The 22,153-nt window shown below is 54.8% G+C and carries 22 protein-coding genes; 8 read left to right on the top strand and 14 right to left on the bottom strand.

Annotated elements, in window-relative coordinates; translation table 11 throughout:
- On the bottom strand, positions 1 to 226 hold a 226-nt coding region (locus A3842_RS30525; protein ID WP_074102122.1), incomplete at its 3' end, for a transposase.
- 330 nt (positions 227 to 556) lie between these two features.
- Positions 557 to 1,411 carry an MBL fold metallo-hydrolase gene (locus A3842_RS30520; RefSeq protein ID WP_083609805.1) on the bottom strand — a complete coding sequence of 285 codons (855 nt, stop codon included), beginning with the start codon at positions 1,409 to 1,411 and terminating at the stop codon, positions 557 to 559.
- Positions 1,412 to 1,669: 258 nt separating this feature from the next.
- On the opposite strand from A3842_RS30520, the gene A3842_RS30515 reads away from it, so the two are divergent.
- Both A3842_RS30515 and A3842_RS30510 read left to right on the top strand, forming a co-directional pair.
- The gene (locus A3842_RS30515; protein ID WP_074103825.1) at positions 1,670 to 2,512 is read left to right on the top strand and encodes a DUF72 domain-containing protein; all 843 of its coding nucleotides are present in this window, start codon (positions 1,670 to 1,672) and stop codon (positions 2,510 to 2,512) included.
- 115 nt (positions 2,513 to 2,627) lie between these two features.
- Entirely contained in the window at positions 2,628 to 4,277 is a 1,650-nt protein-coding gene (locus tag A3842_RS30510) for an alpha-amylase (RefSeq protein WP_178382441.1), read from the top strand.
- A 478-nt stretch (positions 4,278 to 4,755) separates the two neighbouring features.
- Here A3842_RS30510 and A3842_RS32800 read toward each other — a convergent pair whose 3' ends face one another.
- Positions 4,756 to 4,911, bottom strand: a complete 156-nt coding sequence (locus A3842_RS32800) for a hypothetical protein (RefSeq protein ID WP_074103824.1) — start codon at positions 4,909 to 4,911, stop codon at positions 4,756 to 4,758.
- 106 nt (positions 4,912 to 5,017) lie between these two features.
- Positions 5,018 to 5,626 carry a biotin transporter BioY gene (locus tag A3842_RS30500; RefSeq protein WP_074087415.1) on the bottom strand — a complete coding sequence of 203 codons (609 nt, stop codon included), beginning with the start codon at positions 5,624 to 5,626 and terminating at the stop codon, positions 5,018 to 5,020.
- Between the two features lie 125 nt (positions 5,627 to 5,751).
- Here A3842_RS30500 and A3842_RS30495 point away from each other — a divergent pair, with 125 nt between their 5' ends.
- Positions 5,752 to 6,564 carry an ATP-binding cassette domain-containing protein gene (locus tag A3842_RS30495; protein ID WP_074103823.1) on the top strand — a complete coding sequence of 271 codons (813 nt, stop codon included), beginning with the start codon at positions 5,752 to 5,754 and terminating at the stop codon, positions 6,562 to 6,564.
- The gene (locus tag A3842_RS30490; protein ID WP_074103822.1) at positions 6,561 to 8,255 is read left to right on the top strand and encodes an ATP-binding cassette domain-containing protein; all 1,695 of its coding nucleotides are present in this window, start codon (positions 6,561 to 6,563) and stop codon (positions 8,253 to 8,255) included. The genes A3842_RS30495 and A3842_RS30490 overlap by 4 nt, the downstream gene beginning before the upstream one ends.
- Here A3842_RS30490 and A3842_RS30485 read toward each other — a convergent pair.
- The 9 genes from A3842_RS30485 to A3842_RS30445 all read right to left on the bottom strand — a co-directional run bounded on the left by A3842_RS30485 (position 8,248) and on the right by A3842_RS30445 (position 17,639).
- Positions 8,248 to 9,111 (bottom strand): nitroreductase family protein, encoded by an 864-nt coding sequence (locus A3842_RS30485; protein WP_074087418.1) that lies wholly within the window; start codon positions 9,109 to 9,111, stop codon positions 8,248 to 8,250. The genes A3842_RS30490 and A3842_RS30485 overlap by 8 nt on opposite strands.
- Positions 9,112 to 9,300: 189 nt before the next feature.
- Positions 9,301 to 11,961 (bottom strand): bifunctional lysylphosphatidylglycerol flippase/synthetase MprF, encoded by a 2,661-nt coding sequence (gene mprF / locus A3842_RS30480; RefSeq protein ID WP_074103821.1) that lies wholly within the window; start codon positions 11,959 to 11,961, stop codon positions 9,301 to 9,303.
- A gap of 241 nt (positions 11,962 to 12,202) precedes the next feature.
- Positions 12,203 to 12,559, bottom strand: coding sequence for a FlxA-like family protein (locus A3842_RS30475; RefSeq protein ID WP_074087420.1), 357 nt, complete (start codon positions 12,557 to 12,559; stop codon positions 12,203 to 12,205).
- Between the two features lie 131 nt (positions 12,560 to 12,690).
- The gene (locus A3842_RS30470; RefSeq protein WP_074103820.1) at positions 12,691 to 13,602 is read right to left on the bottom strand and encodes a DMT family transporter; all 912 of its coding nucleotides are present in this window, start codon (positions 13,600 to 13,602) and stop codon (positions 12,691 to 12,693) included.
- Positions 13,599 to 14,828 (bottom strand): multidrug effflux MFS transporter, encoded by a 1,230-nt coding sequence (locus A3842_RS30465; protein ID WP_074103819.1) that lies wholly within the window; start codon positions 14,826 to 14,828, stop codon positions 13,599 to 13,601. Before A3842_RS30465 ends, A3842_RS30470 begins: the two co-directional genes overlap by 4 nt.
- Positions 14,829 to 14,972: 144 nt before the next feature.
- Positions 14,973 to 15,593, bottom strand: coding sequence for an alpha/beta hydrolase (locus tag A3842_RS30460; protein ID WP_074103818.1), 621 nt, complete (start codon positions 15,591 to 15,593; stop codon positions 14,973 to 14,975).
- The gene (locus tag A3842_RS30455; RefSeq protein ID WP_074103817.1) at positions 15,590 to 16,540 is read right to left on the bottom strand and encodes a ring-cleaving dioxygenase; all 951 of its coding nucleotides are present in this window, start codon (positions 16,538 to 16,540) and stop codon (positions 15,590 to 15,592) included. Before A3842_RS30455 ends, A3842_RS30460 begins: the two co-directional genes overlap by 4 nt.
- Before the next feature lie 50 nt (positions 16,541 to 16,590).
- The gene (locus tag A3842_RS30450; protein WP_074087425.1) at positions 16,591 to 16,992 is read right to left on the bottom strand and encodes a DoxX family protein; all 402 of its coding nucleotides are present in this window, start codon (positions 16,990 to 16,992) and stop codon (positions 16,591 to 16,593) included.
- A gap of 176 nt (positions 16,993 to 17,168) precedes the next feature.
- Complete coding sequence (locus tag A3842_RS30445) at positions 17,169 to 17,639, bottom strand: MarR family winged helix-turn-helix transcriptional regulator (RefSeq protein ID WP_074103816.1); 471 nt, start codon at positions 17,637 to 17,639, stop codon at positions 17,169 to 17,171.
- A 263-nt stretch (positions 17,640 to 17,902) separates the two neighbouring features.
- On the opposite strand from A3842_RS30445, the gene A3842_RS30440 reads away from it, so the two are divergent.
- From A3842_RS30440 to A3842_RS30425, 4 genes are all read left to right on the top strand, one after another.
- Complete coding sequence (locus A3842_RS30440) at positions 17,903 to 18,604, top strand: futalosine hydrolase (protein ID WP_218618709.1); 702 nt, start codon at positions 17,903 to 17,905, stop codon at positions 18,602 to 18,604.
- A gap of 11 nt (positions 18,605 to 18,615) precedes the next feature.
- On the top strand, positions 18,616 to 19,455 hold the full coding sequence (locus A3842_RS30435; RefSeq protein WP_074103826.1) for a 1,4-dihydroxy-6-naphtoate synthase: 840 nt from the start codon (positions 18,616 to 18,618) through the stop codon (positions 19,453 to 19,455).
- A 361-nt stretch (positions 19,456 to 19,816) separates the two neighbouring features.
- The gene (locus tag A3842_RS30430; RefSeq protein ID WP_074103815.1) at positions 19,817 to 20,641 is read left to right on the top strand and encodes a class I SAM-dependent methyltransferase; all 825 of its coding nucleotides are present in this window, start codon (positions 19,817 to 19,819) and stop codon (positions 20,639 to 20,641) included.
- A gap of 189 nt (positions 20,642 to 20,830) precedes the next feature.
- Positions 20,831 to 21,505: a hypothetical protein gene (locus A3842_RS30425; protein ID WP_074087428.1), complete on the top strand. Its 675-nt coding sequence runs from the start codon at positions 20,831 to 20,833 to the stop codon at positions 21,503 to 21,505.
- Positions 21,506 to 21,898: 393 nt separating this feature from the next.
- On the opposite strand, the gene A3842_RS30420 is transcribed toward A3842_RS30425, so the two are convergent.
- Positions 21,899 to 22,153 (bottom strand): IS3 family transposase (locus tag A3842_RS30420; RefSeq protein ID WP_178382440.1); only part of this gene is annotated, 255 nt, incomplete at its 5' end.

Here is a 22,153-nt window from a genome sequence, read left to right as displayed (position 1 = left end):
ATTCTTTTTCTTGTTCCGCCAGCCGCTGCTCCAGTTCGCGAACCTTTTCCGCACTGTTTACAGGTTCATTGCCGAACTCCCGATACTTCGCCAGCCAGTTATGCAGCACACCAGGGGAGATGCCCAGCTCCTCCCCAATCTCCACCACCGTCTTCGTCTGTTCCTGAATATACTTGACGGCTTCTCTTTTAAACTTTTCATTGTACCGTTGCCGTTGTTCACCCATGTGAACACCTCCTCGTTAAGTTCATTATTCATGCTCTCTTAACGGGTGTCCACTTTTTATTCTACTTGCATTTTTCCTACTATTCTCTCCGCAGAAGGCTTTTTCGTCTGATTAAGTGGACTAATTCCAACATCCAGCAGTTCCTCACACGCTACCCCTTTATCTTTCCTAGTAAGTACAAATGTACAAATCCGTCCATGAGACGTTACATTTCCTATAACAACAATAAGACCCCATTTCTAAGCAGGCTTATCGCTTGCAAAGAAACGGGGCTGTTCTGCGTTAGGCATCCGCCGTTAACGCGCATTATTTATGATGGGCTTTATTTACTCATTTACTCCCGGCCAGAAAATACTCCACACCCTGCAACAAATCAGCCGGCAGCTCCTGGAGCTTCAGATAATCCTTTAGCTCCTTCACTACGCGTTCACGGTTATGCCCGAAAACATCCACAATCCGGGCCAGCCGTTCCCACGGTGCCAGATCGGCACGAAATTCCGCTGTGCTCATCGGTACGCCGTGCGATTCCACAACCCACTGGGCATTATAGCCGTAGGCAAGTCCAAGTAAATTCAGAAAGCCTGTGCTGCTATATTGGCGGGGACCACCGTATACGGAAGGGCCCAGGGCATCACCCAGAAAGAGGACGTTGTCTTCCTTCACGTGAAGAATACAGGAATCTGCCGAATGGTCACCGCCCACATGGCTCAATTCACAGGTGACTCCACCCAGATCCATATTAATGCTCTCCGTAAATACGATATCCGGCTTCACAACCGTTATGTTCCTGTTGTCCCCGTATTCCAGACGAATATGCTGTGCACTCTCTTCACTGAGGGTTCCGGTTAGAACCAGTTCCTCCAGATCATCATCGGACCAGCTGCGCCCGGCAAGACTACCCAACACTTCTGCCGTTCCTTCATGGGCAATGACCGGCACCTTCCAGGCGGACATGCCAAAAGAATGGTCCCAATGCCAATGCGTCAGAACGATTAGCTCCGGCTGTCTCATACCGCGCTTAGCCATTTCTTGGTGGAAGAGCTCCGCGTGGGCTGGCGAATTCCCTGCATCCATCAGCAGGGTGCGCCGTTCCCCCGTAATTGCTGCCAAGATGGGCCGGTCGGTCTCATGCTCCGCATGCATGATCAAAATGTGCGGACTGAGTTGCTGAAATTCATGCTTCATGTATAGCTTCCTTTCTGTGTCCACCTTTATGGCAAGGAATAGAGATTACTCTGTATCGTATATCTGCTGCACGATTGGGTGATAACAGCTCCCATAACCCTATAACTGGCTCCGCCGCTTGAACCGCAGCTATATTTCCATGTTGCCTGAATTCCAAATATTAATCAACTGCCTGTTGTTTGTGAATAGCGGTTTTCAGTTTAATAAGAGTTAGCCGATTCATTTAAGCACAGTTCGAGCAGAAGAGGGGGAGATTCCATGATCAAAATCGGGCTAACGGGCTTTGGAGATCACGAGGAGCTGTACGGCAAAATTAAACCGGCTGAACGGCTGCCTGTCTATAGCGCTCATTTCCCCATCGTGGAGATCGACAGTTCTTTCTATGCGGTGCAGCCGGTCAGGAATTACGCCAAATGGGTAGCTCAGACCCCGGATGAATTCCAGTTCATCGTCAAGGCATATCAGGGCATGACCGGACACTTGCGCGGTAAAAAGAATTACTTTGATACCTCTGAAGAGATGTATCACGCTTTTCATGCCTCGATAGAGCCTGTACGGACAGCCGGAAAGCTGGCTATGGCTCTTTTTCAATTCCCGCCCTGGTTCGACTGTACCAAGGACAACGTGGAGTTTCTGCGCGAGGCCAAGGAAAGGATGCTGGATGTTCCCTCCGCAATTGAATTCCGCAACGAATCCTGGTACAGCCCTGAAATGCGTGACAACACACTGGGCTTCCTGGAGAAGGAGGGCTGGATTCATACAGTGGCAGATGAGCCGCAGGCCGGGTCCGGTTCGATTCCAATCGTGCCGGTGTCCACTTCCTCTGATGCAACTTATGTCCGGCTGCACGGACGCAATATCAGCGGCTGGAACCAGAGCAGCCACCCGGATTGGCGCAAGCTGCGCTACCTGTACCGCTATAGCACCGAAGAGCTGACAGAGTGGCGGGACCGGCTGCTGGAGCTTGAAAAAACATGCCGCGAGCTGTATGTTGTGTTTAATAATAACTCTGGCGGAGACGCCACTGACAATGCAAAAGAGCTGCAGTCGCTGCTCGGAATCGATGGCGGCCTGGCTCCGCGCCAGCTGGATTTATTCTGAATTGCCCGGGTGATGCCTGGAGGTCTACATAATCTCTTCCACTCCTTGCTGAAGCACTAAGCGATACAATACAACCTATCCATCCGTTTCATATCTATGAAGGAGGCTACAGGAAATGAAGAGAAACCATACTATGATGCAATTTTTCGAATGGCATGTCGCAGCGGACGGAGAGCACTGGAAGCGGCTGGCCCAAATGGCTCCTGAGCTGAAAGCAATAGGCATTGATTCCGTATGGGTACCTCCAGTAACCAAGGCCGTCTCCGCTGAGGATACGGGCTATGGGGTGTACGATCTCTATGATCTGGGCGAGTTCGATCAAAAAGGGACCGTCCGCACGAAATATGGTACCAAACAGGAACTGATCGACGCTATTGCCGAGTGTCTCAAGAACGGCATTGCCGTGTATGTAGACCTCGTCATGAATCATAAAGCAGGCGCAGATGAAACCGAGGTCTTCGAAGTGATTGAGGTAGATCGGAATGACCGCAATAAGGAGATCTCCGAGCCTTTTGAAATCGAGGGTTGGACCAAGTTCACGTTCCCTGGGCGCGATGACGAGTACTCCTCCTTCAAATGGGATCACAACCATTTCAACGGCACCGACTTCGATGCCAAAGGGAAACGAAGCGGAGTCTTCCGGATCAAGGGAGAGAACAAAAGCTGGAATCAGAACGTGGATGACGAGTTTGGCAACTACGATTATCTTATGTTCGCAAACATTGACTACAGCCACGAGGAAGTCAAGAACGAGATGCTGGAGTGGGGCAAATGGCTGGTGGATACGCTGCAGTGCAGCGGCTACCGCCTGGATGCCATCAAACATATCAATCATGAATTCATTAAAGAATTCGCAGCAGAAATGACCAGGAAACGCGGCGAGGACTTCTACATCGTCGGGGAATTCTGGAACTCGAATCTCGAAGCCTGCCGGGAATTTCTCAATACGGTTGACTATCAGATTGACCTGTTCGATGTGTCACTGCATTACAAGCTGTATGCGGCTGCACTTGGGGGCAGAGACTTTGATCTGACACATATTTTTGACGACACGCTGGTGCAGACCCATCCCGGCAATGCCGTGACCTTCGTGGACAACCACGATTCCCAGCCGCATGAAGCACTGGAATCCTGGGTCGGGGACTGGTTCAAGCAGAGCGCCTATGCCCTCATTCTGCTGCGCCGTGACGGATACCCCGTAGTCTTCTACGGAGATTATTACGGTATCGGCGGACCTGCGCCGGTAGATGGCAAAAAAGAAGCCATTGATCCCCTGCTATACGCCCGCTGCCATAAAGCCTACGGTGAGCAGGATGATTACTTCGATCACCCGAACACCATCGGCTGGGTGCGCCGGGGCATCGAAGAGATGGAAGGCTCGGGCTGCGCCGTGGTCATCTCGAACGGAGACAACGGCGAGAAGCGCATGTTCCTCGGTGAAGAGCGGGCTGGGGAAGTATGGGTTGATTTCACCCATAACCGCGGGGAGTCTGTAACGATCGATGAAGACGGCTGGGCGACATTCCGGGTGAACGGCGGAAGTGTCTCCGTGTGGGCGCTGCCGGATGCGGAAGAAAAGAAGCCCTCCGCAGAGGCTCAGAATGCCGATACGAAGGGTACCACGGACAGCGGTACTACGGACAGCGGTGCTACGGACAGCGGTACTACGGACAGCGGTACTACGGACAGCGGTACTACGGACGAAGGTACTACTGACAACGGGAATACGAACGGCCAACCTGTCACCGGAGAAAAAGGTAAATGATGCAAAACAGTTAATTTCCGCTTGGAGAATCATAGGAACACTCCCACCTCAGCGGTGCTGTGCAGCTTGGATGGAAATATGCCCTATCCGCTATGTAAACTGAAGTGTGATGCACCCTAATGCGAGCGGGCTGAAGTGGAAAAAGTAAACCTAATTTGCGCTGTCTCATTCCCACACGAGCTTTACTGGTAAAAAGTACACCTAATACTACTAAATTGCTCCATATGTAGGGAATCCATCGAAATTAGATGGACAAAATCCCACTAGTCACTACTGCGGATAGAATTTCGACAAATTTAGTTTTACGAATTCCACTTAGCATACATTTTCACCTATGCACACCGTTCGTTGACCAGTCCGCCATGTGAATAACGCGAGCGTTTCTGTCTAACACGCTAATTCCATTCAGGCTATCACATGCTGGTACACAAAATTATTTTTTTGAACCGACTTATAAGATTGCACCAGGCAAGTTCAGCTAGTCTAACAGTCCAGCAAGTCTGGCAAGTCCAGCAAGTCCGGCAAGTCCAGCAAGTCCGGCAAGTCCAGCAAGTCCGGCAAGTCCAGCAAGTCCAGCAAGTCCGGCAAGTCCAGCAAATCCAGCAAGTCCAGCAAGTCCAGCCCATTTCAACACTGCCGCTCAGCGGCAGGAGTAACTGGGGCTTCAAGCAAATAGGTGACCCCGGCCATGGCCGGGGTCACCTATTTGTGTGATCTCTTATGTTGTCAGGAACCATCCATTAACGGTTGACCGCTGAATTCCCACCTTCGGTCCAAGTGTCCGGTTCCGTATTCAGGATACGCTCAATCGGATAGACTCTCCATACGGCGGTTACAACGGCAGCACTCAAGACTGCCTTGATAAGGTCACCGGGGATGAACGGCCACATGCCTGCCGTTAATGCCTTGGAGAGAGAAGTCATGCCCGTAGAGTGGGCCAGCCACCATACACCGCCGGGATACACAAGAAGTGCGCCGAACAGGAAATTCACCGCCAGCAGCTTCACAAATGTGTATTTATTCTGCCCGATACGCTGCGCAGACAGGCCGATCAGGAAGGCCACCACCGGCCAGGAGAAGATATAGCCTGCCGTTGGTCCAACGAGGACGGACAAGCCTCCGCTTCCGCCCAATACGGGAAATCCGGCTGCTGCCAGCCCAATTACAATCAGCACGGCCAAGGTGCCATAGCGTGCGCCCAAAATAGAACCGGCCAGCATGACTGCCAGCGTCTGCATGGTGATAGGTACGGCTGAGAAAGGCAGTGATATTCTTAAATAGCTAAGTGCGATCATGACTCCGGCGAATAGGGCACTGAAGATCAGGCCGCGAGTCGTCCATTTTTTCATGAGCTGGATTACCCCCATTTTTTTAGGATCACTATATCATCCCCCACCCGATACATCAATCTTAAAATATTTGCTATAATGGGTAGCAATTATCGACTACAGCAGTTAAGGAAGCAGGCACGACAATGATTAGAGCGGAGCAATTGACCTTGTCTTACCGGGACGGCCAGCGCAGGCTGCCGGTATTGCAGGGGATTTCCATACATATCAAGCGGGGTGAATGGGTGGCCCTAACCGGAGCCAACGGCTGCGGCAAAAGCTCGCTCATCCGCACATTTAACGGTCTGAAGATTCCAACCGGGGGCAGTCTGTCTGCCGCCGGTCTGGATCTGCGTTCACCGGGCAACCGCACGGCTGTCAAACAGCATATCCAGCTGGTATTTCAGAATCCCGAAGCACAGACGATCGGCTCCACACCGTTTGAGGACATTGCCTTTGGACTGGAAAACCGCGGCTTAAGCAGGGAGGCGATGCTCGCACAGATTGAGAAGGTTCTGCACCAGGTCGGGCTGACTCATAAAGCAGAGGCCGATGTCGCCACCCTCTCAGGTGGTGAACGGCAACGATTAGCAGTCGCCTGCTGCCTCGCACTGGAGACGGAAATGATCATTTTTGATGAAGTAACCTCCATGCTCGATCCGGCCGGACGGCGGGACATCCTGGAGCTGGCCCGCAAGCTGTGGGAACAGGGGACGACGGTACTCTGGGTGACCCAGCGGATGGAGGAGCTTGCCGAAAGCCCGCGTGTCGCCGTCATGAGCCAAGGCAAAATACTGTATGACGGAGACACGCGGACGCTTTTCTATTCAAGCGGGCTGCCGGATGCTCTCGGCTGGCCCTCCGCGCCGGCCGTCCGTATCGGACAGCTGCTGCAGGCCAAGGGCTGGCCTCTGCACAGCCTGCCCTTGACCGAGCAGGATTTGGAGGCGGTTCTGTGAGGATTCAGGCGAACCACGTATTCTTCAGCTACGACAGACTCCCTGTCCTCACAGATATTAATCTGGACATACGCGAAGGTACGCTGACTGTTCTGTGCGGGGTCACGGGCAGCGGAAAGTCTACGCTGCTGCGCCTCTTGTCGGGCCTTGCAGAGCCGGCGGCCGGCACGATTCTCCTGGACGGCGGCCAGGCTGCTGCCGGGAACGTCTCCATGGTATTCCAGCAGCCGGAGACGCAGCTGTTCGCAGGCAGCGTGTACCAGGAGCTGGAATACGGCCTAGCTGAGCGCGGAGTGCCGGGGCCGCAGCGGCTGGAGCTGATCCGCAGCGCGCTTGCCAGAGTCGGACTGCCCTACGATGAATTCGGCGGGCGCTCGCCCTTCCTGCTGAGCGGCGGCGAGAAGCGGCGGCTCTGCATCGCCGCCGCTATCGCTTCCCTCCCCGGGCTGCTCGTCCTTGACGAGCCCACAGCCGGACTGGACCCGCAGGCGGCCGGGTCCCTGCTGGAGCTGCTGCGCGGGCTTCGCCGCAGCGGCTTAACCCTGGTCATTGGTACCCATGACCTTGACAGCTTCCTGCCCATCGCAGATGAAGCGATTGTATTGTCCCAGGGCGCCGTCCATTATAGCGGGCCGGCCTCTACCCTGTCCGCCGATCCGCTTGTGCTGACCGGCGCAGGGCTGGAGCCCCCCGCCTATTCGCGGCTCGGGCACAGACTCCGGCAGCGCGGCCTGCTGGCTGAGCTGCCGGACAGCCTGGACAGCCTGCTCGCAGCGCTTGCAGAGCAGCCGCTTCCCGCACCGCCGGAGGAGGCCCCTCCGGCTTCGGTGCAGATCCCCCGCCTAAGCTGGAGCGGCGGGGAGAACTTGCTGCCCGCCAAAGGGAATACGGCCGGCCGGTCTTCCGCTGCCACGGATATACAAACAGCCTCTGCACGGAAGCCGTGGCAGAGGCTGGACCCCCGCGTCAAATGGCTGGGGATGGTGCTGGGCACACTGGCCGTTCTGGGAATGCAAGCCCTGCTGCCGCTGCTGCTGGCCTCAGGGCTGATTGCAGGACTCATGCTCTCTGCCCGCATTCCCTGGCAGAGGACGATCCGCTTCTTCCGTCCGTTCCTGCTGATGTTCCTGTTCCTCTGGCTGCTATCCGCGCTCACCTGGAGTTCTCCGGATTATAAGCTGGGGCCTGTTGGCTTAAGCCTTGCCGGTATGGAACGGGGCGGACTGAACGTGCTCCGCTTTCTGTTGCTGGTTGCACTCGGTTTCCTGTTCACGGAGACTACCACCGGCGCCCACTTGCGGGAAGCGCTGGAATGGGGGATAACCCCGCTCAAAAAGCTGGGCATCCGTACCCGTAACTGGTCCCTGGCGGTGTCCGTCACACTCCAGTTTGTGCCCTGGATTCTCGATAAGCTGGCCCAGCTGCAGCTGGCGCTGAACTCGCGCGGCAGAAAAGCCCGCGGAATGGCCCGCTATACGCCGCGGCAGGTTGCCCTGCTGATTGTCCCCTTGCTCATTCTGGTCATCGGGATGGGCGATGAACTGGCTACCGCAGTTGAATCCCGGGGCTATGACCCTACTAAAGAGCGGACGCCTGCCTACCTTCTGTCCTGGCAGAACCGTGATACGCTCGTCATGCTCTGTATCCTGCTGGCAGCCGCCTTGTTGTGGACGGTCTCGCGGTTCAGCTAAGAATATAACTCAGCATGTATTCCATGTGCGGGTCCGGAGTATGTAACAGAGGGTCTTGCCGGGTCCAGACGCCTGAGATGCCCAGCTCCCGGCACGCGAGCTCGAAGCTGCATGCCGCAATCCCGATATCGATCCGCTGCATCTCAAACCCCAGCTTGTTGCCGCTGTAATTTGGCGTAGGCAGGTAATAGAAATGCACCTGTTTCCTGTCTTCGGACAGCACGACTCTCCAAGGCTGCTTGTTGGAAGCCGACGGGCCCAGCCGGACCATCTCCAGCGGTCCGGCCAGGCTGCCTGCAGCCTCGCGGGTCAGCTCGCGGCCGAATCCGCCATCCTGGAACAGCTCTTCCCAGGGCTTCCTTTGATTCGATTTGGCGATATATCGCATCGCCGAGTCCAGCAGACGCTGCTTCTCGCTTGCATAGCCCAGCGGGGAGATGCACGGGATAAGTTCTCCCGGCGCAAGATCAATTTCGCGGGAAAAGGACTTACGGTTAAAGGTACCGCCCATCCAGCAGGTTCCAAGGCCCAGGCCGGTCGCATGAAGAATCAGCTTGTGAAAGATATAGCCGAACTCCAGCAGCGCCGTCTCTCCGTTCTGCACCACACCCACCAGATACGCCTGCGGGTTCTTGATGACCCCATAAGCGCCAAGCTTAACGCCTGTTGCCTCCGCCACGCCTCCTTTGACTGTGATCCATTCCACAGAAGCCTTTCCGCCCAAAGGTCCGCGCAGATTCTCCTCCTGTGCCAAATATTCCATTACCGCTGCGCGGGCCTCTTCCCGGATCGGTGTCTGTTCATAAGTGCGGACCGATTTGCGTTTCTCCATAATCTCCATGATGGCGGTTCCCATAATTGTATCCTCCTTTTCATATCAAGCGGACCTGAATCACTTGTTTCTAAATAAAAAGATGGCGCCTGCATCGCGCAGTAGCCATCTCCAATGATGTATATCTATGTTTGCTTGTTCGCGCTCATGAATCCGGTAAAATCAGTATTGCCGATTTCCACCTAATCGTCCAGGACATATAGCACATGAAGTTTATTTCCGGTCCTTCCCCTCTTCCGGGTAACGGGAGACAAGCCTTACCAGATCAAGTGTCAGAATGGACAGCGTAACCGCGGCCGGATAGGCCAGATATCTGGGTTCCCACTCCGGATTGAACTTCTCCTTATAGCGGCGGAGCCCGGAAAAACCGTACCAGTGGCCACCCCGTATATAAATCAGATGAGCCAGCTTTTCTTCCCGCAGCGCTCCTGAATTGTGCCCTACGCTGGACAGCGGGGCATTGCCCAGATTGAATCTGCTGCTGCCCTGTTCTTTGGCCCACTCCAGCAGACGGAGGAACAAATAGTCCATTGTGCCATTTGGCGTTTTCTTCAGGTGACGCATGAGATCGATTGAAACCGTATTCCCCCCATCATATCCCGGTGCAATGGAGGCAAAAGCCAGCACAGCGCCCTCCTTGCTCCTCAGCAGCGCAATAGGTGCCAGCTGGAGGTACGACGGCTTGAACCAGCCGAGAGAGTAGCCTTTTTCCTTTCGGCCGTTCAGCCATTCCTCAGAGATCCGGCGCAGCTCGTCCAGCAACGCCTCGGAATGAGGCGAAGCCACCACCTCGAAAATATATCCCTCCCGCTCAAAGCGGCTTCTTACACTCCGCAGGTCGGAATTCCTTTTGCCACTGAGAGTGAGATTGGCCAGCGGCACCATCGCCTCTTCCCCCAGCTTGAAAAAACGGTAGCCCTGCTCATGATAGACCGGCAGAAAAGCCGGAGTGGCCTGATAGAACACCACAGCAAGCCCGTATAAATCCGCAGCCTGCCGAAATTCACTAATGCCGTCATTGATCAAGTCCAGCGGGCCCAGAGGATCACCCAGTACGACCAGCTTGTCCCGCGCCCGGGAAAAAGCAAACAGCACCTTGCCGCTTTGGGCCCAGTAAAAGCTCTTATCACCCAGGAACAGCATGTGGGTTAAGGCATTCCCGGGATTGCCCTCTAGAAATTTGCTCAATCTGTCCATATCCTTATCCGCGAACAGCTCATCCACCTTGTGGTTAGGCCGAAGGGTAAACAGCATCGTAAGCAGAATCCAGGAGAACACCAGCCCGCCTGCAGCGGTAACCGCCACGTTGCTGTGACGCTGCAGCCACTCGGGATCGACACCCCGGGGAAGATGCTTCAGGAAGCCCCGATGCGCATAGCTGCCCAGCCAGTAGTAGAGCAGTGCTATGAAAGTCGTCAGCGCCAGCCACCACACGGTATTCTGCCGGCTTACCGGCACACTGACCCGGTAGAAGCGCGCCCGTGAGATCCACAGGATGAGCGCTACGAGCAGCAGGAACAGGGCCTCTTCATAATCAAAGCCCTTCGTAAAAGTAAATACAGCTCCCACGAACAGCAGCACGCTGGTCCAAACATAGGCTCTGCGGACCCGCAGCGAAATTCCGCGCGACAGCAGAATGAGCATGAATCCGATCAGCACGGAGAGATGATGCGATATCCGCATCACCGGCAGCGAGAGCAGATCCTCCGTAAGCCTCAGCCGGTACAGGAGCTCGGGCGTGGCTGCTGACAGCAGCAGAATAAGTCCGCTGACAAGTACCAGCTTGCCAAGTGCCCAAACGCCAAGATCGCTCAGGAACGTATATTGGCCCGGCCAGCCCCAGATTTTCTGCCAGCGGTTAAGCGAAGGCTCAATGTTCGCTGTACTACGGTCGGGGTCCTTTTTACTCTGAAGCCCAATTTCCAGTGCGGCCAGTCCCAGGCCAATCAGCCAGGGAATCAGATAATAAAACAGTCTGTAAATAACCAATACGGCCATCGCCTGATCACTCCGGTATCCCAGCTGCGTAAGCCCGAGCAAGGCAATCAGATCGAAAGCGCCGATACCTCCGGGAGCCATGCTGAGAATGCCGGCAATCGCGGCAATTACATAAATACTAAAAACGGTCACGAAATCTACCCCGCCGAGCAGGTGGTTCCCGATCGTCCAGAACGTGATTCCCGCGAACAGCCACTCCAGAAAGGAAGCGCCGACGGAAGCACCCACGGTCAGCCAGGGCGTTCGGCCCTGGTCCCGGTTAACCCATCTGGCGAACAGCGACGAACGCTGAACAATAATGAAAAACGGCAAATACAGCGCCATGCCCCAGACCGCGAACACCAGCCAGTGATGCTTGTGCAGCAGCGCGGCCGCCGGAAGCAAGCCAATGATATTGCCCCAGGAGAGCAGCGACAACCCCGTGATCATCAGCGGTGAGAGAAACACGATGGCGGGCGTAAGAACGGCGGCAGGTATACCGCTTTTTTTGTAGAGAAGCGTCCGTAGGCCGACCCCCGCCAGACCCGCAAACCCGATCAGATTGTTGAAGGTATTCGCAATCCACGAGTAACGGAAAGTGCTCCAGCCCCCGATATTCAGCCGGAAATGGCGCCGGATCAAATAATCATAGCCGCTCATGACCGCAACAGCGAGCAGTGCGACCCCCATCATCTGGGCAATGGCCTCCGCGGGCACACGTTTTAGTTCACGGAGGATCAGTCCCAGATGCACCTGCTTCAGCTCATGCTGTCCCTCCAGATATACAAGAGCTATGATTGCAATCGGTATAAGCGCTCTTACCGCCCTGAGCCGGTAGACCGCTACAATCAGTCTTACGATTTTGAAACGTTCGAGTGTCTGGATCTTGGAGTGCATGTCTTCTCCTGCCTTTACTGCCGGATGATGGACTTAATAAGCCTCTTGCCCTTTTTCATTTCTCCATTATACCAATTCTATGGATGAAAGGCTCATTTTGGAGTGTTTCAAAGGTTAGACTACCCGCAAGTCCCATTACCCTGCACTACAGCGTTAAAAAAATCCATGGCACACCAAAAAGAGGACCCTCTCACGGCAAAGGAGTCCTCTTTTCAGATACTGCTTACTCGCTTTGACAGAACTACACCCGGATGTCAAATCTTCCTTCGCTGTCTGTAGTGGCTGTCGCAATATCCTGCGCGCTTGCAGGCACAAGCGTTTTGCCGCCTGCCGGTTTCTCCGGCGGAGCCGTATTACCGCTTGCCGAAGAGGAACTCCCGCTCTGAGACTTCTGGGCAATTTGTGCTTCGATCTGTTTGATCTGCTGCTCCAGCTGCTTGGTCTTCGTCTCCTTGGTCTTCTCATCGTCTTTGCTGGAATTAACCTTTTCTAAATCGGCTTCCAGCTTGGCCTTTTGCTTCTCCAATGCAGCGGTATCCGATGCGCTGGAGGAAGTGTAAGCGGTGGAAGATGCCGATGATACAGATGAAATATTCATGCTTGTCCCTCCCTTCACTTCTCCAAGTATAGGCGGTTTAGCCAGGAGGAACGTTAAAATGCGCTGAAAGTTTGCTGAAAGGCATCTGGCCGACCGGGAGATACAATGCACCCTTGCATGTAAGCCGAAGACTATATTTTCCCCTGATGGGCCGATACTTCACCCGGGTTGCCGGGTCCAGCACCTTTTTTTCGCCGGTTCACAAGGGTAACACTCATCAGAATAATCACGAGCCCGGCGATGGTATTGGCATAAACCTGCTCATGCAGAAAAATCACACCCCAGACCAGACCGAATACAGGAACCAGAAAAGTTACGCTGACAGTCTTCACGGCGCCGACATTGCGGATCAGGCGGAAATACAACAGATAGGCTATGGAGGTACAGAAGATGGACAACCCGAGAACCGAATAGACAGCCGGTGCCGACGGCAGATGACGGGGTGCAAAAACAATAGCCAGCGGCAACAGCACCACTGCTGCTCCAAGCTGCTGTCCGGCGGCTAGCGTCAGGGGCTCGAGGCCGTGGCCTACCCGGGAGGCATATAACCCGCCGAACCCATAGGAGAGGGCGGCCCCCAGAGAAAAGAAGACGGATAACAGAATCTTGCCCTCCATTGGAACAGGACTCCAGCCTACCAGAACACCCACTCCAAGCAGCCCGATCACAAGGCCTGCCGACTTGGTGAGTCCCGGCTTCTCCTGCTGGATTCCCCAGGCGGCAAGCGCTGTGAACATTGGGGTTGTGGCATTAAGGATGGCTGCCAGAGAGGCGCTCAGATGCAGCTCCGCCAGGCAGATCAGCGTAAAGGGAAGGGCGGCATTGACCGCCCCAAGCAACAGGAACTGCTTGGCGTGCCGCCAGATGCCCAATTTCTGACGCTTCAATGCCGCATACAGCAGCAGGACGGCAGCAGCCAGCGTGACACGGAGCTCTGTCGTAAATACCGGTCCCAGCTCAGGCGAAGCGATTCTCATGAACAAAAAGGAAGCGCCCCAGGTAAAAGCCAGCAGCAGCAGAGTTCCAAAATCCTTGCGGCTCACCGGGCACCTCCCGGCTTGCAGAGCAAGAGATAGGACAGAATAGAGCACAGGCCGGCCCCTGCGATGACCATTGCCATGGGCAAGGCAGTCTCACTGCCGCCAAGTCCGACAAGGGGAGCTACACAGCTGCCAAGCAGCAGGGGCAGCAGTCCTAGAAGTGCCGATGCGCTGCCTGCTGCCTCGCCCTGATCCTGCATGGCCAGGGAGAAGCTGGTTGTTCCGACCATGCCCACACTGGAAACCACGGCGAACAAGCAGATCAGGATGGGCACGAGCCCGCCTCCGGACAGAACGGTCAGCAGCAGCAGTACACCGCCCAGCGTGCAGAGCAGCAGGCCGCCCACCAGAAATCTCTGTTCGCCGAATCGTCCGGCCAGTCTGCCGGCGACCTGACCCGAAAGGATAATGCCCAGTCCATTTACGGCAAAAATCAGGCTGTACATTTGCGGAGATACCCCAAAAATATTCTGCAAAACAAAGGATGAACCGGAAATATACGCAAACATGGCGGCAGAGACAAATCCCTGAGAGAGGGCATATCCCATAAATCTTCCATTGCCAAGCAGGACAGCGAACGTACGCAGCGTACCGCGAAGCCCGCTCCTGGAACGCCGTTCTTTGGGCAAGGTCTCTGGAAGCCGCAGCAGAATTGTGGCAAAAAAGATCAGGCCGGCGGCAAATAGCACCACGAACACCCCTTGCCACGTTGTCACTCTGAGCAGCTGGCCGCCGATGACCGGGGCCAGGATCGGACCCAGTCCATTGACAATCATCAGCAGGGAAAAGAATTTGGTTAACTCCGAGCCGCTATACAGGTCACGCACCGCCGCGCGCGAGATCACGACTCCTACCGACCCGGCTAACCCCTGGATAAACCGCAGCATCACCAGCAGCCCGATGGAAGGGCTGAACGCACACAGCAAGGAGGAGGCTGCATACACCACCATGCCAATGAGCAGTGGGGTGCGGCGGCCATATACGTCGCTCAAAGGTCCGGCTACCAGCTGACCCGAGGCCAGTCCCAGCAAAAAAAAGGTCAGGCTGAGCTGCACCAGCGCAGCTCCAGCGCCAAAATGTGCCCCCAGCGCCGGAAGCGCGGGCAAATACATGTCAATGGACAACGGGCCAATCGCGGAGATAGCCCCCAGAATGACAGCGATCTGCAGCCGCTGCTTCCGTGACGGCCCTTCCGCTTCCAGCACCCTACTATCGATTTTTGTAATCATAAGAAATAACGTCAACCTTTCCGTAGCAATGTAACCTTCATACTACCGATCCTGGTTGGATTATTCAATGCAAAAAACCGCCCGCAGGGGCTTTCAAGTGGCTGATACAGTCACTTGGCAGCGGCTCTGCAGGCGGTTATACAGTCAGACTTGGCGGAAATTACTTTGCTGTTTCAGCCAATCACGGGCACTTTCAGCTTCGGCTGAGCTGAGGCGGTGACCCTGATTGCCCCAATGCATGGTTACCTCTGCACCTGCCCCCCGCAGCAGAGATTCGAGTTCCCCGGTTTCCTCCGCGCGGATGATCGGATCATTTGTGCCTGCTCCGATGAACACCGCAACATCCTTCAAGGATGGCAGGTTCACCCCGCGCAGCGGCACCATCGGATGCAGCAGCACAGCGGAACGGAAGATACTTCCGTAGTGGAACAGCAGGCTGCCGGCGATATTTGCACCGTTGGAGTAACCTACAGCCACCAGATTGCCGGAATCAAAGCCGTACTTAGCCGCTGCCTCATCCAAAAACTGCTTAACCTCATGGGTGCGGAAGATCAAGTCCTCCTCATCGAAGATGCCTTCAGCCAGCCGCCGGAAATAACGCGGCATGCCATTCTCCAGCACATTCCCCCGGATACCCAGCACCGAAGCACCAGGGGCCAGCAGTTCAGCCAGCGGCAGCAGATCCTGTTCATTGCCGCCTGTACCATGGAACAAGACTAAAGTCGGCAAGCGATCATCGGTGCCTTTGCGGAAGATATGAATCATCCCTGGTTCACCCCGATTTCGCGGACTTCAAAAGGCGTCAGATTCTCTTCGATCACCGCACGGTGCGGCTCGAACCAGGCGGGAAGCATCAGCTTCTGTCCCAGCGCATCCGGTGCTTCATCACGGGCAAAGCCTGGAGGATCGGTTGCGATCTCGAAAAGAATTCCGCCTTCCTCACGGAAGTAAATAGCGTTGAAGTACTGGCGGTCCTGCACCGGCGTCGGCTGATAGCCATGGATCTGCACGTGACGGCCCCATTCCAGATGCTCGGCATCATCTTTGGCCCGCCATGCGATGTGATGGACCGTACCCGTGCCTCCTGCTCCGTGCGGAACCGGCGTTGCCTTCAAATCAATGATGTTACCCAGATCTCCGGTCGATTGGTAGCGGATGTATCCGTCACCTTCAGCGATGCGCTCGAGGCCGAGTGTACGGGACAGGGTATCTGCTGTTTTTTCCGGATCTGTACTGTAGAGAACAGCTCCGCCGAACCCTTTGATGGCATGCTCAGGTGTCACACCGCCAAAGGACCATGTGCTTGGCGCCCCTTCTTCACGTTCAACAAGTTCAATCCGCAATCCATCGAAATCAGCAAACGAGAGGTAAGACTCGCCAATCCGGCTGACTTCGGTCACCGGGATCTGATAAGCAGCCAGGCGCTGCTTCCAGAATTCCATGGAGCCTACCGGCACTGCATAAGTGGTTACACCCACCTGACCGCCGCCGATGCGGCCTTTGCGGCCCTCAGACCAGGGGAAGAACGTAATGATTGTGCCAGGCGCACCCTGTTCATTTCCGAAATAGAGGTGATATACCTCGGGAGCATCGAAATTGATGGTTTTTTTCACAAGGCGCAGTCCGAGAATTCCGGCATAGAAATCAGCATTGCGCTGTACGTCTCCAACAAAAGCAGTAATATGGTGAATACCTTGAGTTTGCATAGTCATTATAATTACCTCCTGAAATGTTATGGGCAAGAATGATGTTTCAGCGAAAATCAGTTAAAGAACAGGGCGTCCAGCGAGATCGATCCCGGTCCGGCCAGTGCAACACCCACCGCAACCACCAGTAGCGTCAGAGGGAACTCGATACCATTCGCTGTGGACCAAAAGCCATTCGGAGCATGTACCTTAACAATGGCGCCCAGCATAGCTGCGGCAATCAGTACGGCAGCCAGCGGTGTCAGCAGCCCGGCTGCGAACAGCAAACCTCCGACAAGCTCCATCAGTCCGGCCAACACCGCCATCAGTACCCCAGGCTTAATCCCAATTGACTCCATCCAGCCACCGGTCCCTTTTGGACCATAGCCGCCGAACCAGCCGAACAGCTTCTGTGAACCATGCCCGATAAACGCAATCCCGATAACCAATCTCATCAACAATAAACCTACACTAACCATTTTAAACACGCTCCATTCTCTTTGTTTTAATTATCTTAACGTTAAGATATTAGGTAAAAATTTTTGGTCTTGCTGTTGTTCCTGACAAACTCTGCTTTCTTATACAATGAGGCTGTTCTCCGCTATTCCTTGGCAAGGCGTATCTGCTACTCTACCTGCTGTCAGATGCCTTTTGTCTATACGCCTTTGCCAAGCTTCTTCAGCAGCCCGATGGCCTGATCCTTCTCTTCTCCATTCAGACCACCCATCATACTATGAATGGAATGGACATGACGGGGGAAAATATCATCGAACAATTCGCGTCCCGCATCTGTAATCTCTGCGTAAGTTACGCGCCGGTCGTCGCTGCAGGGAACACGCTTCAACAATCCCCTCTTCTCCAGTTTATCGATGTTATAAGTAATACTGCCGCTGGTGACAAGGATCTTCTCGCCGATCTGCTGCAATGGAATCCGGGTTCTGTGATACAGCACCTCCAGCACCATAAACTCCGCCGAAGCGAGCCCGTGGCTCTTCATATCCTTCACCGCCTGATCCATCAGGCTCTTATACGCCTTAGACAGGACAACGAACAGTTTCAGCGATGCTGCCTGATCTGCAGCCTCTCTATCGGCCGCTATGCTTAATGTCTCCTTGGAATCACTCATCCTTGTTCACCTCCCATCGCTTTTTCGTTTATCTTTAAATTAATTATCTTTAAGTTAAGATAAATATAATCCAATCCAGATCACTTGTCAACACCTTCTGCAAAAAATAAATCACCGCGGTTTGACCTGCCTCTAAAAACGGCGTATCCTTTTCCTTGGAAAAGCCGGCTGAAGCCTTGGTTATTGCCTCGGAGATCAGCTGCTATTGATCCGCTGAACTTATGCTTATAGTAAAGTGACTTCTTATAGAAGGAGGCTGGATGATGGAAGCATTCGATAGACAAGCTCCAGGCCCGCACGGTGAAGCAGGGCTTCTCCCTAACGCTCCCCGCATCCTGATCGTGACGGCAGTCGCGGCAGAGCGGGATGCCGTCCTGCGCGGCCTGAAGGGCAGCAGCAGGTTCCATGTCATCGCGGCGGGCGCCGGCACCGCCGCAGCGGCGGCTGGAACCGCCGCCGCTCTGGCAGCCGGGAACTACGGCTGCGTCATCAGCGCCGGGATCGGCGGCGGCTTCCCGGGCCGTGCGCCCGTAGGCTCGCTGGTCGTCGCCAGCGAGATGCTTGACGCGGCCCTCGGCGCAGAGACGCCGGAGGGCTTCCGCAGCGCTGCCGAGCTTGGCTTCGGCAGCGTATCCGTGCCGGCTGATAGCGGCACGGTGCAGGCTCTTGCGGCCGCGCTGGCAGCGGCCGGACTTGCGGTAAGCACGGGAATCGTGCTTACCGTGTCGACGGCGACCGGCACCGCCGGGACGGCCGCCGCTCTGGCCGCGCGCCATCCGGAGGCGGCGGCGGAAGCGATGGAAGGCCACGGGGTTGCCGTGGCCGCCCAGCGCTTCGGGATCGCGGCGCTGGAGCTGCGCGCGATCTCGAACCCGGTCGGCCCGCGTGACCGGGCCGCGTGGAAAATCCCTGAAGCGCTCGATGCGCTCGCGGCAGCAGCCGCTATACTACTGGAGGTGCTGTAATGTCAACAGAGCTGAATATAGCTTTTTCCCCTTGTCCTAATGATACTTTCGTATTTCATGCCTGGGCTCATGACTTAGTTCCGGATGCGCCCAAGCTGAATGTAACGTTTGCCGATATCGATATCACCAACGGATTGGCTGCGGATGGCACCGGACCGGAGGTGCTCAAAATCTCCTACGCTGCGCTCCCCTGGGTGCTGGAGAAGTACAAGCTGCTGCCCTGCGGCGGCGCTCTTGGCCGGGGCTGCGGCCCGCTGGTTCTGACCCGCAAAGGCGCTGGCGCTATCAAGCATCCGCGTGAGCTGTCGGGACGCCGTATCGCCGTTCCCAGTGAGCGCTCGACCGCCTATCTGCTGTTCCGGCTATGGGCGGCACAGCAGGTGCCGGGCGGCCCTGCCGAGATCGTCGTCCTGCCCTTCGACGAGATCATGCCTGCGGTACGTGACGGGCAGATCGATGCAGGGCTCGTGATTCATGAAGCCCGCTTCACTTATCCGTCCTATGGCCTGAACCTGCTGACCGATCTGGGCAGCTGGTGGGAGAGCGATACCGGGCTGCCCATACCGCTTGGTGCAATTATCGCCCGCCGCGACCTGGACCATGAGGCCATTACCGGCTGGATCCGCAGCTCACTGCAGTATGCGTGGGATCACCCCACCGATTCCAGAGAATATGTGCTGGACCATGCCCAGGAGCTCTCGCCGGAGGTCGCCAAGTCGCACATTGATCTTTATGTCAATGAGTTCACAATGAACCTCGGAGACGACGGCTACGCCGCAGTTTCAGCGCTGCTACGCCGCGCTGCCGCCGAAGGTTTAGTTCCGGCGGTTGACCCCTCACTGCTGCGGTAACGTACAGACAACATCCCTGCCGGCTCCCGGACCGCGTGTCAACGCTACGGAGCCGGCTTATTTTATAACCTGACGGCTCAAGATTCCCTTTACCCTCTGCCGGCTGTATGACTACTAATCCTATACTGCAAGCCGAGGCTTGGGTATTTGCCGGCTACAAACGATTTTTATGCTGACAATCTAGCACCCGTACCCCACACTTACACGTACACGTACACGCTCACGTTCACTGTACTCTAACATTTGTCCGGCATTAACGCTGGGAAATCAGCTTCATTTCTCTCCCTGCCATTTGGCATGGCGTCTTAGACTCCTTACAATAGAAGTATTGACCAGCACTTGCGAGGAGGTTTTTGATTATATGATCCCTGACGGCAACAGCAAGCCTAATATTGAACGGTTCCTGGGGTATCAGGACGACTACGACCGCTACCGGCCCGAAGCTCCGCCCATCGTGACCGGACTGCTGACCAATTACCTGGGCCGCAGGCCTTCACGGGTGGCCGATGTGGGCTGTGGAACCGGGCTGTCCACCTTTCTATGGAAGGATGCCGCGGATGCCGTAACCGGAGTGGAGCCTAACCCCGATATGCTTGGCAAAGCGCTGGAGAAGCTGCATCTCCTCGGCAGCGGGGCAGAAACCCTGTCGTTTGTCCAGGGGTTCTCCAATCAGCTTCCTTTTCCGCCCTGCAGCGTAGACATTATCACCTGCTCGCAGTCGTTCCACTGGATGGACCCGGCCAGCACGCTACAGGAGATCTCCCGCTGTCTGTGTCCGGGCGGCGTATTCGCCGCTTATGATTGTGATTGGCCGCTTGCCCTGCAGCCGGATATTGAAGTTCGCTACAATCAGCTGATCGCAGCAGCAGATGATCTGCTGGCCGAGCTACAACCCGCAGCCGAACAGGCGCATAAGTGGGACAAAGCAGGCCATTTAGCCAGAATAAAAGCCAGCGGTGCATTTTCTTATGTGCGGGAAATGGTGTTTCATAACATGGAGGACTGCGATGCAAAGCGTTATGTCGGACTTACGCTCAGTCAAGGCGGTATCCAAACCGTGCTGAAGCTTGCTCCTGCCGCCCTAGCACAGGATATTGCGGATTTCACAGCAAAGGTGGAGCCATATTTCCAAGGCCGGACACTGCCTGTGCTGATCAGCTACCGGATGAGGATTGGGGTAAAGTAGCCGGTGTTTGCGGTGTTTGTTCTAGCCCTATCCGCTTGTTTGACCTATAATTCCTGCTTAATCTGTACTTCGTGTTTGACCTATACTTTGTGCTTAACCTATACTTATTGAAGCGAGACGAAGAACGTCCCGGTTGCCCTCCAAGGGGAAGCCGGGGCGTTTTCTATTTTTCCAGGGAGAGTGAATCTATTGATATTTGAAGAAGCACATCTGCAATTTATCAAAGGACATTTGACGGACAGACCTGCGGGAGAACGGCGGGGAAGGCTGGAGAGGGGTCATCAGCACGCGGAAGCCTTATTCCTGCGCAATGTCTGGTGGCCGCTTCGGGGTAACTTTACAGGGCTTCATCCCGAATATGAGGTGACCGACTGGCGAGGAAGATCCTATTTTGCCGATTTCGCCTGGCTGCCCGGGTATGTGAAGCTGCTCATCGAAATCAAAGGCTTTGCGTCACATGTGCGTGATATGGACAGGCAGAAATACTGCAGCGAGCTCAACCGTGAAACATTTCTATACGCCATGGGCTACCATGTGATTTCTTTTGCCTATGATGATGTGGAACAACGCCCAGAACTCTGCATGACCTTGCTGCGTATGGTTCTAAGTAAATACCAACCGTCTGAAGCGCCTGTATCGCGCGTTCAGCTGATGGAGCAGGAGATCATCCGGCTGGCCGTTCAACTGGCACGTCCCATCCGCCCCTTGGATGTGGAGGAGCATTTCGATATTACCTACAAAACGGCGATTCGAATACTTCGCAGTCTGACCGAAAAAGGCTGGCTACTCCCTTCCCCGGACGCCGGGCTGCAAAGAATTGTCCGTTACGAGCTGGTACACGGGGTTCTGGAGTACTTTCATTAGTTTTATTAAGTAGTTTGATTAACGGCGGACATGGCCAACGGATGGCACGAGTTTGTGGGTTTGCGGGTTGCAGAGGTTATGTTTCGAGTAACCTACAAGCTATGTACTGTAGTCAGATGGGCCCCTTTATCCGGTTACTTGTCTCTCCAATTGCCCAGCTGCCGGTCACGTTCAATCAATGATCAACAGTGAATCGCATTTGTCCTTTGACCAACATTCAATCTCAGAATTAGGTGGAAAAAGGAAATCTAATTTGTACATTTATTTAGTTTCAGGACGTTTATGTGGAAAAAGTAAACTTAAATAGCATCATTTTACTCGAACTTTTGATTTTCGGCTGTTTTAAGTATACTTTTGGACTTCCGTCAAGAAAGTGGACATAAAAAAATAGATTTATGCGGTCTTTTTCTTTTTGAACTTCGCTGCAAATTGGACAGGGGAAAGATAACCCAGTGCACTGTGGATTCGCTTGCGGTTATAAAAAAACTCAATATACTGGAACATCTCATCCTGCGCTTGCTGTTTTGTTTTGAATTTGGTGCAATAGACAAACTCTTTCTTTAGGATGCTATGAAAGGATTCGATACAGGCATTGTCATAGCAATTCCCCTTGCGGCTCATGCTCGCCTTCATACGGTATTTGTTCAG

Source organism: Paenibacillus sp. P3E (genome assembly GCF_001909045.1).
Lineage (GTDB): Bacteria > Bacillota > Bacilli > Paenibacillales > Paenibacillaceae > Paenibacillus_AQ > Paenibacillus_AQ helianthi.
The sequence above is the reverse complement of the archived record's forward strand: the minus strand, read 5'-3'. Positions and strand labels throughout refer to the sequence as shown.

Excerpts from the sequence above, each read along its gene's own strand:
- A3842_RS30515 (WP_074103825.1), top strand. The coding sequence starts at position 1,670 with ATGATCAAAATCGGGCTAACGGGCTTTGGAGATCACGAGGAGCTGTAC.
- A3842_RS30520 (WP_083609805.1), bottom strand. The coding sequence starts at position 1,411 with ATGAAGCATGAATTTCAGCAACTCAGTCCGCACATTTTGATCATGCAT.
- A3842_RS30440 (WP_218618709.1), top strand. The coding sequence starts at position 17,903 with ATGGAAGCATTCGATAGACAAGCTCCAGGCCCGCACGGTGAAGCAGGG.
- mprF (WP_074103821.1), bottom strand. The coding sequence starts at position 11,961 with ATGCACTCCAAGATCCAGACACTCGAACGTTTCAAAATCGTAAGACTG.
- A3842_RS30450 (WP_074087425.1), bottom strand. The coding sequence starts at position 16,992 with ATGGTTAGTGTAGGTTTATTGTTGATGAGATTGGTTATCGGGATTGCG.
- A3842_RS30465 (WP_074103819.1), bottom strand. The coding sequence starts at position 14,828 with ATGATTACAAAAATCGATAGTAGGGTGCTGGAAGCGGAAGGGCCGTCA.
- A3842_RS30475 (WP_074087420.1), bottom strand. The coding sequence starts at position 12,559 with ATGAATATTTCATCTGTATCATCGGCATCTTCCACCGCTTACACTTCC.
- A3842_RS30495 (WP_074103823.1), top strand. The coding sequence starts at position 5,752 with ATGATTAGAGCGGAGCAATTGACCTTGTCTTACCGGGACGGCCAGCGC.
- A3842_RS30455 (WP_074103817.1), bottom strand. The coding sequence starts at position 16,540 with ATGACTATGCAAACTCAAGGTATTCACCATATTACTGCTTTTGTTGGA.
- A3842_RS30485 (WP_074087418.1), bottom strand. The coding sequence starts at position 9,111 with ATGGGAACCGCCATCATGGAGATTATGGAGAAACGCAAATCGGTCCGC.
- A3842_RS30445 (WP_074103816.1), bottom strand. The coding sequence starts at position 17,639 with ATGAGTGATTCCAAGGAGACATTAAGCATAGCGGCCGATAGAGAGGCT.
- A3842_RS30460 (WP_074103818.1), bottom strand. The coding sequence starts at position 15,593 with ATGATTCATATCTTCCGCAAAGGCACCGATGATCGCTTGCCGACTTTA.
- A3842_RS30500 (WP_074087415.1), bottom strand. The coding sequence starts at position 5,626 with ATGAAAAAATGGACGACTCGCGGCCTGATCTTCAGTGCCCTATTCGCC.
- A3842_RS30430 (WP_074103815.1), top strand. The coding sequence starts at position 19,817 with ATGATCCCTGACGGCAACAGCAAGCCTAATATTGAACGGTTCCTGGGG.
- A3842_RS30510 (WP_178382441.1), top strand. The coding sequence starts at position 2,628 with ATGAAGAGAAACCATACTATGATGCAATTTTTCGAATGGCATGTCGCA.